14 protein-coding genes are annotated in these 14,040 nt (G+C 64.7%); all 14 read right to left on the bottom strand.

The window, feature by feature from the left end; all coding sequences use genetic code 11:
• Positions 1 to 10 precede the first annotated feature (10 nt).
• The 14 genes from X739_RS159770 to X739_RS1000000169130 all read right to left on the bottom strand — a co-directional run bounded on the left by X739_RS159770 (position 11) and on the right by X739_RS1000000169130 (position 14,040).
• Complete coding sequence (locus tag X739_RS159770; RefSeq protein WP_031247918.1) at positions 11 to 1,003, bottom strand: branched-chain amino acid ABC transporter permease; 993 nt, start codon at positions 1,001 to 1,003, stop codon at positions 11 to 13.
• A gap of 1 nt (position 1,004) precedes the next feature.
• Positions 1,005 to 1,892, bottom strand: coding sequence for a branched-chain amino acid ABC transporter permease (locus X739_RS159765; RefSeq protein ID WP_023772108.1), 888 nt, complete (start codon positions 1,890 to 1,892; stop codon positions 1,005 to 1,007).
• Between the two features lie 7 nt (positions 1,893 to 1,899).
• A complete protein-coding gene (locus X739_RS159760) occupies positions 1,900 to 2,610 on the bottom strand; it encodes an ABC transporter ATP-binding protein (protein ID WP_023772107.1) in 711 nt (236 codons plus the stop codon).
• Positions 2,603 to 3,397 (bottom strand): ABC transporter ATP-binding protein, encoded by a 795-nt coding sequence (locus X739_RS159755; RefSeq protein ID WP_023772106.1) that lies wholly within the window; start codon positions 3,395 to 3,397, stop codon positions 2,603 to 2,605. The genes X739_RS159760 and X739_RS159755 overlap by 8 nt, the downstream gene beginning before the upstream one ends.
• Positions 3,394 to 4,602: an ABC transporter substrate-binding protein gene (locus X739_RS159750; protein WP_023772105.1), complete on the bottom strand. Its 1,209-nt coding sequence runs from the start codon at positions 4,600 to 4,602 to the stop codon at positions 3,394 to 3,396. Before X739_RS159750 ends, X739_RS159755 begins: the two co-directional genes overlap by 4 nt.
• A gap of 202 nt (positions 4,603 to 4,804) precedes the next feature.
• Positions 4,805 to 6,568, bottom strand: coding sequence for an ABC transporter ATP-binding protein (locus X739_RS159745; RefSeq protein WP_023793255.1), 1,764 nt, complete (start codon positions 6,566 to 6,568; stop codon positions 4,805 to 4,807).
• A 97-nt stretch (positions 6,569 to 6,665) separates the two neighbouring features.
• Positions 6,666 to 7,610 (bottom strand): acetamidase/formamidase family protein, encoded by a 945-nt coding sequence (locus X739_RS159740; RefSeq protein ID WP_023772104.1) that lies wholly within the window; start codon positions 7,608 to 7,610, stop codon positions 6,666 to 6,668.
• Positions 7,600 to 9,243 (bottom strand): ABC transporter substrate-binding protein, encoded by a 1,644-nt coding sequence (locus X739_RS159735; RefSeq protein ID WP_023793258.1) that lies wholly within the window; start codon positions 9,241 to 9,243, stop codon positions 7,600 to 7,602. The genes X739_RS159740 and X739_RS159735 overlap by 11 nt, the downstream gene beginning before the upstream one ends.
• A gap of 67 nt (positions 9,244 to 9,310) precedes the next feature.
• Positions 9,311 to 10,231 carry an ABC transporter permease gene (locus tag X739_RS159730; RefSeq protein ID WP_023793260.1) on the bottom strand — a complete coding sequence of 307 codons (921 nt, stop codon included), beginning with the start codon at positions 10,229 to 10,231 and terminating at the stop codon, positions 9,311 to 9,313.
• A gap of 13 nt (positions 10,232 to 10,244) precedes the next feature.
• Positions 10,245 to 11,150 (bottom strand): ABC transporter permease, encoded by a 906-nt coding sequence (locus X739_RS159725; RefSeq protein ID WP_023793262.1) that lies wholly within the window; start codon positions 11,148 to 11,150, stop codon positions 10,245 to 10,247.
• Positions 11,128 to 11,805: an ANTAR domain-containing protein gene (locus X739_RS159720; RefSeq protein WP_023793265.1), complete on the bottom strand. Its 678-nt coding sequence runs from the start codon at positions 11,803 to 11,805 to the stop codon at positions 11,128 to 11,130. The genes X739_RS159725 and X739_RS159720 overlap by 23 nt, the downstream gene beginning before the upstream one ends.
• Positions 11,802 to 12,896 (bottom strand): transporter substrate-binding protein, encoded by a 1,095-nt coding sequence (locus tag X739_RS159715; RefSeq protein WP_023772100.1) that lies wholly within the window; start codon positions 12,894 to 12,896, stop codon positions 11,802 to 11,804. Before X739_RS159715 ends, X739_RS159720 begins: the two co-directional genes overlap by 4 nt.
• Positions 12,897 to 13,092: 196 nt before the next feature.
• Positions 13,093 to 13,575, bottom strand: coding sequence for a hypothetical protein (locus X739_RS159710; protein WP_023793268.1), 483 nt, complete (start codon positions 13,573 to 13,575; stop codon positions 13,093 to 13,095).
• Between the two features lie 78 nt (positions 13,576 to 13,653).
• A complete protein-coding gene (locus tag X739_RS1000000169130) occupies positions 13,654 to 14,040 on the bottom strand; it encodes a hypothetical protein (RefSeq protein ID WP_156939821.1) in 387 nt (128 codons plus the stop codon).

A 14,040-nucleotide genomic window follows, 5' to 3' on the forward strand; every position in this document is an offset into this window, starting at 1 on the left:
CGGCCGCCCCTCACCCCTTTCCCGCCCGCCCCAGCACCCGCGCGTAAACCTCGCCGACAATCCCACGCCGGAAGACCAGCACGCACACCATGAATATCAGGCCGGTGGCAATGGTCACGGGGAAACCTGATGTAGCCAGCGTGTTTTCCAGGCCGACGACGAGGCTGGCGCCGATGATGGGGCCGACCATGGTGCCGATGCCGCCGAGCAGCGTCATCAGGATGACCTCGCCCGACATCTGCCAGGTGACATCGGTGAGCGTGGCGAACTGGAAGACGATCGCCTTCAGCGAGCCGGCGAGCCCGGCCAGCGCCGCCGACATGACGAAGGCGGCGAGCTTGTAGCCGGCTACGGAATAGCCGAGCGAAATGGCGCGGTTCTCGTTTTCGCGGATCGAGCGCAGGATCATGCCGAAGGGCGAGTTGACGATGCGCCAGATGGCGAAGATGCCGAGCAGGACCACGACGAGCACGACATAATAGATGTTCATCGGGGCGTTGAGATCGAGGACACCGAACAGGACGCCGCGCGGCACGCCCTGGATGCCGTCCTCGCCTTGCGTGAACGGCGCCTGCACGCAAAAGAAGAAGAACATCTGCGACAGCGCCAGCGTGATCATGGCGAAATAGATGCCTTGCCGGCGAATGGCGAAGAAGCCCATGACGAGGCCGAGCAGTGCGGCGCCAGCCATGCCGAGCAGGATGCCGGCTTCCGGCGGCCAGCCCCAGACCTTGACGGCGTGCGCGGTGAAATAGGCGGCTCCGCCGAAGAAGGTGGCGTGGCCGAAGGACAAGAGCCCGGTATAGCCGAGCAGGAGATTGAAGGCGCAGGCAAACAGCGCGAAGCACAACATCTTCATCAGGAAGATCGGATAGACGAAGAACGGCGCCGCCAGCAGTGCCGCCATGCCGAGCCCGACCAGCACCCATTCGAGCCTTGGCGAGGGGTTGGCCGATGCCTCGCGCAGCGAAAGCCCGGCCATGTCGGATGTCTCTTCCGTCATCTCAGGCGTCCTTTCCGAACAGGCCGGCCGGCCGGACCAAAAGCACGATCGCCATGATGACGAAGACCACCAGGTTGGAGGCCTCCGGGTAAAAAACCTTGGTCAGGCCTTCTGCGAGGCCAAGCATGTAGCCTGTGACGATGGCGCCGAGGATCGAGCCCATGCCGCCGACCACCACGACGGCGAAGACGACGATGATGAGATCCGATCCCATCAGCGGGCTGACCTGGTAGATCGGTGCGGCCATTATCCCGGCGAGCCCGGCAAGGGCCGAGCCGAGCCCGTAGGTGAGGGTCAAGAGCAACGGCACGTTGACGCCGAAGGCCTGGACGAGGCGAGGATTTTCGGTTGCCGCGCGCAGATAGGAACCGAGCCTGGTCTTCTCGATCAACGCCCAGGTGCCAAAGCAGACGATGAGCGAGGCGACCACGACCCAGCCGCGATAAATGGGCAGGAACATGAAGCCGAGATTGGTGCCGCCGGCCAGCAGCGGCGGCACGGCGTAGGGGTTTCCCGACACGCCGTAATAGTAGCGGAAGATGCCCTCGAGCACGAGCGCGAGGCCGAAAGTGAAAAGCAAGCCGTAGAGCGGATCGGTGTCGTAGAGCCGCGACAACGCCAGGCGCTCGACCACGACGCCGAAGATGCCGACGATCAGCGGCGCCAAGACCAGCGCCGGCCAATAGCCGATGCCGAGATGGGTGAGCAGGAGATAGCCGATGAAGGCGCCCAGCATATATTGGGCCCCATGGGCGAAATTGATGACGCGCAGCAGGCCGAAAATCACGGCCAGGCCAAGGCTCAGCATGGCGTAGAAGGAGCCGTTGATCAGCCCGACCAGCAATTGGCCGAGCAATGCCTGGACGGGGATGCCGAAGATCATCGTCATGGCGCCATCATACACCCAGAATTTCGTGGAGCAGCGTCATGCGGTCCGCCAGTTCGCCAGTGGGAAACCCGGCCACGACCTTGCCGTGCTCCATTAGGTAGAAGCGGTCGGCGACACGGCTGGCGAAGCGGAAATTCTGTTCGACCAGCAGGATGGTCATGCCGCGCTGCTTCAGCGTCGCCAGCAGCTCGCCGATGCGCTGGACGATGACGGGAGCGAGGCCCTCGGTCGGTTCGTCCAAGAGCAGCATCTTGACCCCGGTCCGCAGCATGCGCGCGATCGCCAGCATCTGCTGTTCGCCGCCCGACAGCCTTGTGCCGGGGCTGTTGCGCCGCTCCTCCAGATTGGGGAACAGATCGAAGATTTCCTCGACGCTCATGCCGCCCGAGGCGACGACCGGCGGCAGTACCAGGTTCTCGTCGACGGTCAGCGTCGAGAAGATGCCGCGTTCTTCCGGTACGAAGCCGATGCCCTGGTGCGCGGTGCGGTGCAGCGGCAGCCGCATCAGGTCGGCGCCGTTGAACACGACCTTGCCGGTGCGCCGGCGGATCAGGCCCATGATGGCGCGCAGCGTCGTCGTCTTGCCGACGCCGTTGCGGCCGAGCAATGTGACCGTCTCGCCGGCAAACACTTCGAGATCGACGCCGTGCAGCGCATGGCCCTCGCCGTACCAGGCATTGAGGCCGCGGACCGCGAGCAGGGGGGAAGCCCTAGTCATCGGCGGTACCCATATAGGCCACCTTGACGCGCTCGTCGCGGCTGACGGTGGCGTAGTCGCCGGCCGCGAGCACCTCGCCACGCTGCATCACCGTTATCCAGTCGCAGAGATCGGCGACCACGGTCAGATTGTGCTCGACCATCAGAACCGCGCGGTCACTCGCCACCGAGCGGATGAGGGCGGAAACCGTGGCCACGTCCTCATGGCCCATGCCCGCCATCGGCTCGTCGAGCAGCAGCACCTTGGGACCCAGCGCCAGCGTCGTGGCGATCTCGAGCACGCGTTTCCTGCCATAGGAAAGATCGCCGGCCAGCCTGTTCGTCGCATCGTCGAGGCCGACGGACCGCAGCAGTTCCATGGCACGCGGCGTCAACCGGTCGAGGGCCGCCAGCGAGCGCCAGAACTGGATGCCGAGCCCGGCCGGCCGCTGCAGCGCGACCCGCACATTGTCGAGCACGCTGAGATGCGGAAAGATCGCCGATATCTGGAACGAGCGCACCAGCCCCATCCGCGCCACTTTGGCCGGCGAGGCGCGGGTGATGTCGTGGCCGAGCAGCTCGATCCTGCCGCTGGTCGGCGCCAGGAATTTTGTCAGCAGGTTGAAAACGGTCGTCTTGCCGGCGCCGTTGGGTCCGATCAGCGCATGGATGTTGCCGTGGCGGACATCGAGGTCGACATTCTTGACGGCGACGAAGCCGGCAAAGTCACGCCGCAGGCCGCGGGCGGAAAGCACCACCCGCGGCTCCTGGTCGGTCAGGTCGGGCGGCACCGTGGCCGCGCCCGTCACTGGGCGGCCGTCGCGCAGCCGCTGTCCTTCTCGCTCAGGAACGCCTCCTTGCCGGGAATAGTGGCGAGGTATTTGTAATAGTCCCAATCCTTGCTGCTCTCGCTGGGCGTCTTGACCTGGTAGAGATACATGTCGTGGACCATGTTGCCGTCGGCCTGGACCTTGCCGCCGGTGATGACGGCGTCGTCCACCGGCAGCGAATGGAGTTGCTTGGCGACGGCTTCGGTCTCGTCGGTGCCGGCCTTGTCGATCGCCTTCAAATACTGCGTCACCGCCGAATAGGTCGCGGCCTGGATCATGTTCGGCATGCGGTTGGTGCGCTTGAAGAAGCGCTGCCCGAATTCGCGGCTCTTGTCGTCGCGGTCCCAGTAATAGCCCTCGGTCAGCACGACGCCCTGCGCCGCCTGCAGGCCGAGCCCATGCACCTCGGCCAGCGTGAACAGGAGCGCGGCCAGGCGCTGGCCGCCTTGCACGATGCCGAATTCGGCTGCCTGCTTGATGGAATTGGAGGTATCGAGGCCGGCATTGGCCAAGCCGATGACCTTGGCGCCCGACGATTGCGCCTGCAGCAGGAAGGACGAATAGTCGGTCGCGCCGAGGGGATAACGCACTTCGCCCAGCACCTTGCCGCCATGGCTCTCGACGAACTTGGCGGTCTGCTCCTTCAGCGAATAGCCGAACGCATAGTCGACGGTCACGAAGAACCAGCTGTCGCCGCCCTGCTGCACCAGCGAGCCGCCGGTTCCCACCGCCTGCGAATGGGTGTCGTAGGCCCAGTGGAAGCCGTAGGGCGAGCATTGCTTGCCGGTGAGGTCGGTGGTCGCCGCACCGGTGACGATGTCGATCTTCTTCTTTTCCTTGGAGATCCCCTGCACGGCGAGCGCGACCGAAGAGGTCGTCAGCTCCATGATGGCATCCACCTGTTCGGTGTCATACCACTGGCGTGCGATGTTGGAGGCGATATCGGGCTTGTTCTGATGGTCGGCGCTGATGATCTCGACCGGCGCTCCCTGCACCTTGCCGCCGAAATCCTCGACCGCCATCTTGGCCGCCTCGACCGACCACTTGCCGCCGAAATCGGCATAGACGCCGGATTGGTCGTTGAGGATGCCGATCTTGACCTTGCCATCGGAAATCTCGGCGGCCGAGGCCGGGATCGTGGTGGCCGCGAGAAGCGCGGCGGAAACGACATGGCGAAGCTTCATGAGTTTACTTCCTCCCAATGTGGATGAATCCGCCCGCCCCCTACGATCGTCATCCGCAAGCACTATGGAAGATTAGGAAAATGACGTGGAACGGCAAGGGGCGGCCACGGATTTCATGACGCCGAGACCGACCCATGGCGTGCGACACGACTATGTGAAGCTCGACCTGCCGCACGCCGGGTTTGTTTGCGCCCGGACGGCTTCAGACCTCGGCGGCGACGAGATGGCCGTTGCCGACATCGCTGAGTGCCAGTTTCAGCGGCGCCTCGCCGATCCGGCGCGTGGCGCTGGGGATTTCCTGGTCGAGGCGGGCGAAACGGCTTCGGCGCCGAGCCGGATCCGGCACCGGCACGGCTTCGATCAGGCGCCTGGTGTAGGGATGGCGGGGGTTGGAAAAAACCTGGTCGCGTGTGCCCATCTCGACGATCTGGCCGAGATACATGACGGCGACACGGTCGGAGACATTCTCGACCACGGCCATGTCGTGCGAGATGAAGAGATAGGCGACGCCGAATTCGCGCTGCAATTCCTTGAGGAGGTCGAGCACGCGCGCCTGCACCGAGACGTCCAGGGCGGAGACGCTTTCGTCGGCGATGATCAGTTTTGGCCTGAGCGCCAGCGCACGCGCGATGCAGACCCGCTGGCGCTGGCCGCCGGAGAATTCGTGCGGATAGAGCTCCATCTGGTCCGATGACAGGCCGACGCGGTCGAACAGCGCGGCGACGCGCTCGCGGCGCTCTTCCTTCGAGGCGATGCCGTGGATGAGCAGCGGCTCGGCGACGAGGTCGCCGACGCGCATGCGCGGGTCGAGCGAGGCGTAGGGGTCCTGGAAGATCATCTGCACGTCGCGGCGCACCGCCTTGCGCTCGTCGCGGCCGAGGCCGGACAAATTGCGGCCGCCAACGACGATGTCGCCGCTATACGGCACCAGCCCCGCCAGCGCCTTGGCGGTGGTCGACTTGCCGCAGCCGGATTCACCGACCAGCGCCAGCGTTTCGTTGGGCGCGATGGAAAAGCTGACGCCCTCGACGGCGTGAACGCGGCGGGTGACCCGGCCGAAGACGCCGCCGCGCAGGTCGAAGCGGACGTGCAGATCGGTGACCTCGGCGACCTTGGCCGGCCTCGGCGGCTCAGCATCCCTGGATTCCTGGCGGCCGGCGCCGCTGCCTATGCGCGGCACGGCGGCGAGCAGCTCGCGCGTGTAATGGGCTTGCGGGCGGGCGAAAATGTCCGACGTCTTGCCTTCCTCGACCATGCGTCCATGCCGCATGATGATGACGCGATCGGCCATTTCGGCGACAACGCCCATGTCGTGGGTAATCAGGATGACGCTGGTGCCGTGCTTCTGCTGCAAGTCGCGCAGCAGCTCCAGCACCTCGCCCTGCACGGTGACGTCGAGCGCCGTCGTCGGCTCGTCGGCGATCAGCACGTCGGGTTCGAGCGCCAGAGCCATGGCGATCATCACCCGCTGGCGCATGCCGCCGGAGAGCTCGTGGGGAAATTGCCTTAGCCGGCTTTCGGCCTCCGAAATGCGCACCGCCTTCAACGCCTCGATGGCACGCTGGCGGGCTTCGTCGCGCGACAGGCTGGTATGCGCCTCGATGGATTCCGTGAGCTGGCGACCGATCGACAGCACCGGGTTGAGCGAGGTCATCGGTTCCTGGAAGATCATGGCGATGCGGTCGCCGCGAATCCGCCGCATCCGGCGATCGTCGAGGGCGGTCAGCTCGGTGGCGCCAAGGTGGATCGTGCCGGCGGAGATACGCGCGGCGGGCTGCGGCAGGAGCTGCATGATGGCCAGAGCGGTCATGGATTTGCCGGAGCCGGATTCGCCCGCGATGCAGAGCGTCTCGCCACGCTTGAGCGTCAGCGACAGGTCGGAGACAACCTCGCGGGCGCCCTCTTCGCCGCGTACCGAGACGCGGAGGTTGGCGATGGTGAGGATTGGTTCGGGAGTTGAGGTCATTGCAGATGGAGAGTTCCGAGAGGTCTTTTCCGGCACGCACCCCTCTGTCCTGCCGGGTCCGGCAGGACAACGGGCGTGTCTTGACGCAAACCCAGCCTCATTCAAACACGCAGCGCGGGAAGTAGAACGACACCACCCAGTTGGGCATGTCGACGATCTCGCTGATGCGCAGGTCGCCGCAGACCGAGGCCAGCATGTAGGCTTCGACCGGGTCGACCTGGTAGCGGCCGGCGAGCAGGTCGACCATCTGCGCCACGGCCTCTTTTGCGCCACTCATCAAATCCGGCCCGATCCCCGTCGTCACCTCATAGCCCTTGGCGTCGAGATGCCGTGTCACCGGACCCGGCGTGGTGAAGCGCGGCGTTTTCAGCCGAGCATCTTTCACCAGGTCGAGTTTCAGCACGACGTTCATCGGGCTTTCGATCGCCGTGCCGCAGACCTCGCCGTCGCCTTGCGCGGCGTGCGTGTCGCCGACCGAGAACAGCGCGCCCGCCACCTCCACCGGCAGGTAGAGCGTGGTGCCGGCGGCAAGGTCGCGGATGTCGAGATTGCCGCCGACGCGGCGCGGCGGCACCACCGAGTGGTGACCCATTTCGGCCGGCGCATTGCCGATGGTGCCGGCGAATGGCTTTAGCGGCACGCGGGCGTTTTTGCCAAACAATGCCGGCTCCAGCGAGGTGGCATCGTATTTCCAGATGTTGAGCGCCGGCTCCTGGAAATCGTCGGCGAGCAGGCCGAAACCGGGAATGTTCGCCGTCCAGCCGAAGCCGGACGGTTTGAACATCTCGATCGTCACCTTCAGCGCGTCACCCGGCTCGGCGCCTTCGACGAAGATCGGCCCGGTCACAGGATTGATCCGGTCGAAATCGAGCTTGGCGATCTCGGCCACGGTGCTGTCGGGCTGCAATTGGCCGCCCGAAGAATCCAGGCACTGGAACTCGACGGTCGAGCCGGGCGCCACCCGCTCAGCCGGGACGAACGAATTGTCCCAGCCGAAATGATGATGGCGCCCGTGGATGGTGTAATCGCAGTTATTGCACATCTTTTACGTACACATTGTCATAGTTGATCGGGATATGGACCGGGTCGACATAGAGATTGTCGGCGCCGCCCATGCGGGCCGACTTCATGGTGAAGCGCTGTTCGTTGAAGACCGGCGCCCAAGGGGCGTCCTCCATCACCTTGTCGTAGATGGCGCTCCACATCTTGTCGCGCTCGGCGGCCTTGGCCGGGTCGACCACCGAATCGGCCTCGGCCGCCTTGGCGTCGAGATCCTTGTTGCAATACCACGACCAGTTCCAGCCGCCTGGTACCGCACCGGCGCAGCCGAGGATCGGGCCGTAGAAGTTGGACGGATCGGGGAAGTCCGCGATCCAGGCCATGCCGCCCGACCAGATCATCGGCGCGCCGGCCTTGTCGCCGCCGGCGGCAATGACATTGGCCTGGGCAAGCGACTGGATGCTGGCCTTGATACCGATCGCCGCCAGATCCTGCTGGATCGCCTGGGCGATGCGCGGGTTCGGGTCGGTGTTCATAACGAACAGCTGCGTCTCAAACCCATCGGGATGGCCGGCCTCGGCAAGCAGCGCCTTGGCCTTGGCAACGTCATAGGGATAGCCCTTATACGCCTTGTCGTAGCCGGGCATCGACGGCGGCAGCGGCTGGTTGGCCGGCACGGCGCGGCCGTTGATGATCTGGATGATCCGCGCTTTGTTGAGCGCCATGTTGACGGCCTGGCGCACCTTCACATTGTCGAACGGCGCCATGGTTGTGTTCATGGTGACATAGCCGGTGTGCAGCTGGCCGCCTTCGACGACACGCGCCTTCTGCTCGGGATCGGCCATCACTTCCTCGAATTTGGCCGGCGGAATGCCGTCGCCGGGCACGTCGATCTCGCCCTTCTGCAGGCGCAGCAGCGCCACGATCGGCTCCTGGCCGATCTCGAAGGTGATCTTGTCGAGGTGCGGCAGGCCCTTGTGCCAATAGTCCGCGTTGCGCTCGAAGACAATGCGCTGGCCAAGTGTCCATTCCGCCAGTTTGAAGGCGCCGGTGCCGACCGGATGTTTGCCGAAATCGGCGCCGTATTTCTCGACCTCTTCCTTCGGCACGACATGCGAGAAGTTGATGGCCATGACATGCAGGAAGGTGGCGTCCGGGCGGGTCAGCTCGAACTTAACCGTGTAGGGATCGACGACGGTGACGCCGGACAGCGTCTCGGCCTTGCCGCCAGCGACATCGTCATAGCCCTTGATCGAGCCGAAGAAGCCGGCGCCGGGGCTCTGCGTCTTCGGATTGGTGACGCGGTCGAGCGAATATTTCACGTCGTCGGCGGTCATCTCGCGGCCATTGTGGAACTTCACGCCATGGCGCAGCTTGAAGGTGAAGGTCTTGCCGTCGGGCGAAATCTCATAGCTTTCGGCGAGGTCGGGCTTGAGGTTGGTGGTGCCCGGCTCATAGTCCATCAAGCCGTCGAACAGGCTCTTGATCATCGACCAGTTCTGCCAGTCATAGCCGATCGCCGGGTCCAGAGTCGCGACGTCATCCTTGTAGGTTATGGTGATGGCGCCGCCCTGCTTGGCGTTCGGGTCGACGGCGTCCTCGGCGCGGGCGCTTGTCATGCCGAGCATCAGCGCCAGCGCCGATGCCGCGACGGTCGATGCGAGAAACTTCTTCATTGTCATGTTCCCTTTCTCTGTTTGTTTTCTGGTTTCATCTGAGTTGATGCTCATCTCGGTTTGATACTCATCTCAGTTTGATACGGGGGTCGATGAAGGGCGCGATGATGTCGGCCAAGAGATTGCCGAGCACGATGGCGAAGGCCGAGACCAGCGTGACGCCCATGATGATCGGGATGTCGACACGCTGGATGGCTTGCCAGGCGAGCTGGCCGATGCCGGGCCAGCCGAACACGCTTTCGACCACGACGATGCCGCCCATGAAGATGCCGATGTCGATGCCGATCATGGCGACGACCGGCAGGATGGCGTTGGGCAGCGCATGGCGGAAAATGATGGCGCCGCGAGCCAGGCCCTTGGCGCGCGCGGTGCGGACATAATCCTGGCGCAGCACGTCGATCATCGACGAGCGCATCATGCGCGCGTACCAGCCGGCGCCGAGGATGCCCATGGTGAGCGACGGCAGCACGAGATGGCGCCATGTGCCATAGCCGCCGATCGGGAACCAGCTCAGTCTGACGGCGAAGACATAGAGCAGCAGCAGGCCGACGACGAATTGCGGCGCCGAGACGCCGATGAAGGAGGCGACCATCAGGGCCTGGTCGGTGGCGGTGCCGCGCTTGACGGCGGCGATCAGGCCCATCGAGAGGCCGATCAGCAGCTCGCACAGTATGGCGCCGACCATCAGAAGCAGGCTCGCCGGCAGCCGCGAGACGATGAGTTCGGTCACCTCCGAGCGCTGGATGTAGGAGCGGCCGAGATCGCCGCTGACGAGCCTGATCAGGTAGTGCCAGTACTGGACGATAAAGGGCTGGTCGAGGCCGAGCTGCTGGCGGATGTTCTCGACCGTCTGAGGCGTGGCGCTGCGGCCGGCGATCTGGCGCACCGGGTCGGCGGGGAGGAGATAGAGCAGCGCGAAGGTGATCAGCGAGACGCCGAGCAGGATGAGCAGCGACTGGATCAGCCGGCGGCCGAGGTAGGCGATCATGTCCGGCCCCCCATTATTCCCGCCCTCGCTGCGTCGGATCGAGAATGTCGCGCAGCGCGTCGCCGATCAGGTTGAAGGCCAGCGCCAGCGCCAGGATCGCGGCGCCGGGGAAGAACACCAGCCAGGGCGCCGCCTGGAAATAGGTCTGGTTCTCGAAGATGATATTGCCCCAGGATGCCGTCGGCGGCTGCACGCCGATGCCGAGGAAGGAGAGCGTCGCTTCCAGCAGCACCGTGGTCGAGATGCCGAGCGTGCCCCAGACGATGATGGTCGGCAGGAGATGCGGCAGGATGTGGCGAAACAGGATGCGCGGCGCGCTCGCCCCTATGGTGCGTTCGGCGTCAATGAACTCGCGCTCGGCGAGCGATGACGTCTCGGTGTAGATGACGCGAGCGGTCTGCACCCAGTTGACCAGCGCGATGACCATGGCGACGATCCACAGGCTCGGCTGGAACACCGCCGCCAGGCAGATGGCGAGCAGCAGGGCCGGAAACGCCATCATCAAATCGGTGAAGCGCATCAGTGCGCCGCCGATCCACCCGCGGAAATAGCCGGCGGTGACGCCGACCAGCGTGCCGATCAAAAGCGCCACGCCGTTGGCGACGATGCCGATGATCAGCGAGGTGCGCGCGCCATGGAGGATGCGGGTCAACAGGTCACGTCCGAGCAGGTCGGTGCCAAGCCAGAATTTCGCGCTTGGCGGCAGAGGCGAGCCCTCGATGGTCAGACCATCGAACATCTGGTCGTTGGGGTCATAGCCGGTCAGCCATGGCGCCAGGATTGCGCCGGCGACGACAATGGCGACGATGACCAGGCCGAGCAGCGCAAGGCGGCGCTTGACCAGCCGGCGCCAGACACCGGCGCGCGCCTTGGCCGGCATGCGCCCTGCCGTGAGATCAGGCGCGATAGGGCTGGTCATCGCCGCTCTCATCTTCGATCGGGGCTTCCCCGGTCTTGGTTTCCCCGGTCCTGGTTTCCCCGGTCCTGGTTTCCCCGATCTTGGCTTCCTCCGTCATCGCCACGATACGCCGCGCGGCGTCCTCGACGCTGACCTGCCAACTCATCGCCAGCGAGCGCAGCCGCGCATAGGCGCGATCGTCGTCGCCGCCCTTCGACAAAGCCGAGACAGCCCGCACGATGGTCTGGCGTTCGGCGACCCGCTGGCGCAGCGCGGCAATTTCGCCGGCTAAATGTTTTCGCGCCTCGAAGCTCTGCCTTGCGATCAGCAGCGCGCTGTAGACCCCTGCATTGCCGACCGGCTTCAGGAGCTGGGCGTCGGCCTTGTGCGACAGCGCCCACTCAATGCGGCCCGGCGCCTCGGAACCGATCAGCGCCACCAGCGGCATCGGCGCCTCGCCCTGCTTCCAGGGGAATTGCTCGTCGAAGCCGAGATCGGCGTCGAAGAAGACGAAGTCGGCGGCCAGCGCCTCCGGCGCCAGTTCCGGCCAGCAATCCACGGTGACAAGGCCGATGGCCGACAATTGCCTGGTGATCGCCTGCACCGTCGGGTGCGGGCGATGCAGGACAAAGGCCCTGGCTCCGCCGAGGTTGGGGATGCGCGGGGTTCTGGTCAAGACACCACCCGCAAGCGTGGCCGGCCGAATGTCTTTGCGGGGTCGTAGCGCGACAGATACGGGTCCGGCGCGACCTCGTGCTGCCGGCTGACGACTTCGAAGTAGCCGTCCGCGATCCGGCCGATGATGACAGGCAGCGTGGCGTGCTGGGAATGGGCGTCGATGGCGATCGGGCCGAGCCGGGTGGAGAAGCGCCGCTCGGCGAAGGCCTTGGAAAATTCCGCCGGGCCGGCGTCGGGATCGCGCGACAGCACGTCGGCCAGTACCTGCACCGAGGCATAGGCGGAGGCTTCGAAGGACGACGCGAACGCGGCCGGCCGTGGCGCGAAATACGGTCCGACCGACAGGTGACCCTTGCCCGTTTCGCCGATCGCCGGCAGTTCGCCTTCAGTCAGGTTGCACGAGATCACTGGGCAAGATTCAGGACTGAAAGCCGCATCCTCGCCCGCCAGATCGCGATAGGCCGCAAGGAAAGCATAGGACGAGGTGCCGATCAGGTTGTTGAGGATGAAGCTTGGCCGCGTCGCCCGGATCTCGGCGATCAGCCGCGACACGTCGGTCTCGCCGATGCGCAGATAGCGCTCGCCCAGCACCTTGCCGCCGGCATCGGCGATGAGGTCGCGCGCAACACGGTTCATCTCCCAGCCCCAGATGTAGTTCGACCCGAGCAGGAAACCGTTGGCGCCGAAGCGCGGCACGACATGGGCCAGCAGCGGCACCAGATGCTGGTTGGGACAAGCATGCATGTAGACGACATGCTCGTTGGCCTCGAAGCCCTCATAGGGGCAGGCATACCAGAGCATGCCGCCCGCCTTCTCCAGCACAGGGATTGTCTCCTTGCGGCTCCAGGAAGTGACGCAGCCGACGACATGGCGTGCACTGCTGGTCCTGAAGATGTCTTCGCACAGCGTCGCGTAACGGTCGGCATTGCTTTGCGGGTCGCGCTCTACCGGCGCCAGTTCGATGCCTGAGCTCCTGTCGGCGTTGATGTCGGCGATGGCGCGCATAGCACCCATCCGGCACGCGTCGGAGACGAGCTGATAGCTTCCCGAGCGGGAATAAAGGATGCCGATCTCGATACGCCGTTTCAAACCGATCCCCAAAATGACAATGCCCCGCAGCCAGCGCCGGAAAGGCGAGGCATACGAGGCATGTTTGCCGCCCGGCGATCAGAGCCGGTATTTTGCCCTAGCGTATTCGGTCCGGCGGGTCAGTCAAGCCCTCAACGCCATCCGCGTCAAACACCGAGTGTCCGGCCACCGCTGGTTCCCGCGAAATCCGCTGCCGCTATTTGGCCGCCGGCCTGTGTTGGCGGGCATAGGCCACGCAGGCATCCACGGTGCTGACACAAAGCGCGTCGCGCTTGTTCGGCAGGTTGTTGTCGCCGGCGTAGGCAACTTCGGCGACACGGCCGCCGACCATGCGAACCTGCGTGTCGCAGTAACCCCCTGGAGCGACATTGACGGAACCGCCGACCGTCGGGATCGCCCCCACGGCCAAGGCGGGAACGACGACGCTGAGATTGCCGCGCTGGACGATGCGCTTATAGGTCCAGATCTGCCCGGACTGGCCGACATCGGCGGTGGCGGTCGGAAATCCCGCGCACATTCGAACGTCGGCTTCGCTGAGGCCGACCATCTCCTTGCGTGCCGCAGCCGCCGTGGGATCGATCTTGGCGATGCGCGACGTGTCTTCGGGAACGACGCAGGAAGACTCGATGACGACGAGGAGGGCTAAAAGGGCAAGCTTTCGAATGCAGGAAAATGTCATACCGATTATTGAGATCGCGTGGCGCCCGGCCGCCCTCTCTACCTAGGCAAGCCGACGGTCGGATCAACCCGCACAGCTTCACGAAAAAGTGGCTGAGCAAGCCGAAGAGCTTTTGACTTCGCCATGGATGGACCCGCCGGCAGCCAATGAAGGCCGTCCATCGTTTCCGGGCGATGTCTCGAAGCTCGCGTCGAACCGGATGAGATATCTGCGCAGCCGGTCGGTAGAGGCGGGCTCGTTGAAAACTTGACTGCCTTTCCCGACATCCCGGATGGCAGCGCGGCGCCGCCATGGTCGATCCGGCGGCGTCCTGTGCTCACATGCCTGAATTTTTTGAGAGAATATTCCCGGCTTTGCCGAGAACGGCGAAACACGTTCTTTGATAAAATCAGTAGAATTTCTGACGATGTGAACAAGCTTGGGCAATCCGCCTTGCTGCCATGACTTCACAACCGCAGAGATCAA

The organism is Mesorhizobium sp. LNHC209A00 (assembly GCF_000502915.1).
In the GTDB taxonomy this organism is placed as follows: domain Bacteria; phylum Pseudomonadota; class Alphaproteobacteria; order Rhizobiales; family Rhizobiaceae; genus Mesorhizobium.

Coding starts and splice junctions, on each gene's coding strand:
- X739_RS159770 (WP_031247918.1), bottom strand. CDS start 1,003: ATGACGGAAGAGACATCCGACATGGCCGGGCTTTCGCTGCGCGAGGCA.
- X739_RS159725 (WP_023793262.1), bottom strand. CDS start 11,150: ATGACCAGCCCTATCGCGCCTGATCTCACGGCAGGGCGCATGCCGGCC.
- X739_RS159710 (WP_023793268.1), bottom strand. CDS start 13,575: ATGACATTTTCCTGCATTCGAAAGCTTGCCCTTTTAGCCCTCCTCGTC.
- X739_RS159740 (WP_023772104.1), bottom strand. CDS start 7,610: ATGTGCAATAACTGCGATTACACCATCCACGGGCGCCATCATCATTTC.
- X739_RS159730 (WP_023793260.1), bottom strand. CDS start 10,231: ATGATCGCCTACCTCGGCCGCCGGCTGATCCAGTCGCTGCTCATCCTG.
- X739_RS159745 (WP_023793255.1), bottom strand. CDS start 6,568: ATGACCTCAACTCCCGAACCAATCCTCACCATCGCCAACCTCCGCGTC.
- X739_RS159735 (WP_023793258.1), bottom strand. CDS start 9,243: ATGAAGAAGTTTCTCGCATCGACCGTCGCGGCATCGGCGCTGGCGCTG.
- X739_RS159760 (WP_023772107.1), bottom strand. CDS start 2,610: ATGACTAGGGCTTCCCCCCTGCTCGCGGTCCGCGGCCTCAATGCCTGG.
- X739_RS159750 (WP_023772105.1), bottom strand. CDS start 4,602: ATGAAGCTTCGCCATGTCGTTTCCGCCGCGCTTCTCGCGGCCACCACG.
- X739_RS159765 (WP_023772108.1), bottom strand. CDS start 1,892: ATGACGATGATCTTCGGCATCCCCGTCCAGGCATTGCTCGGCCAATTG.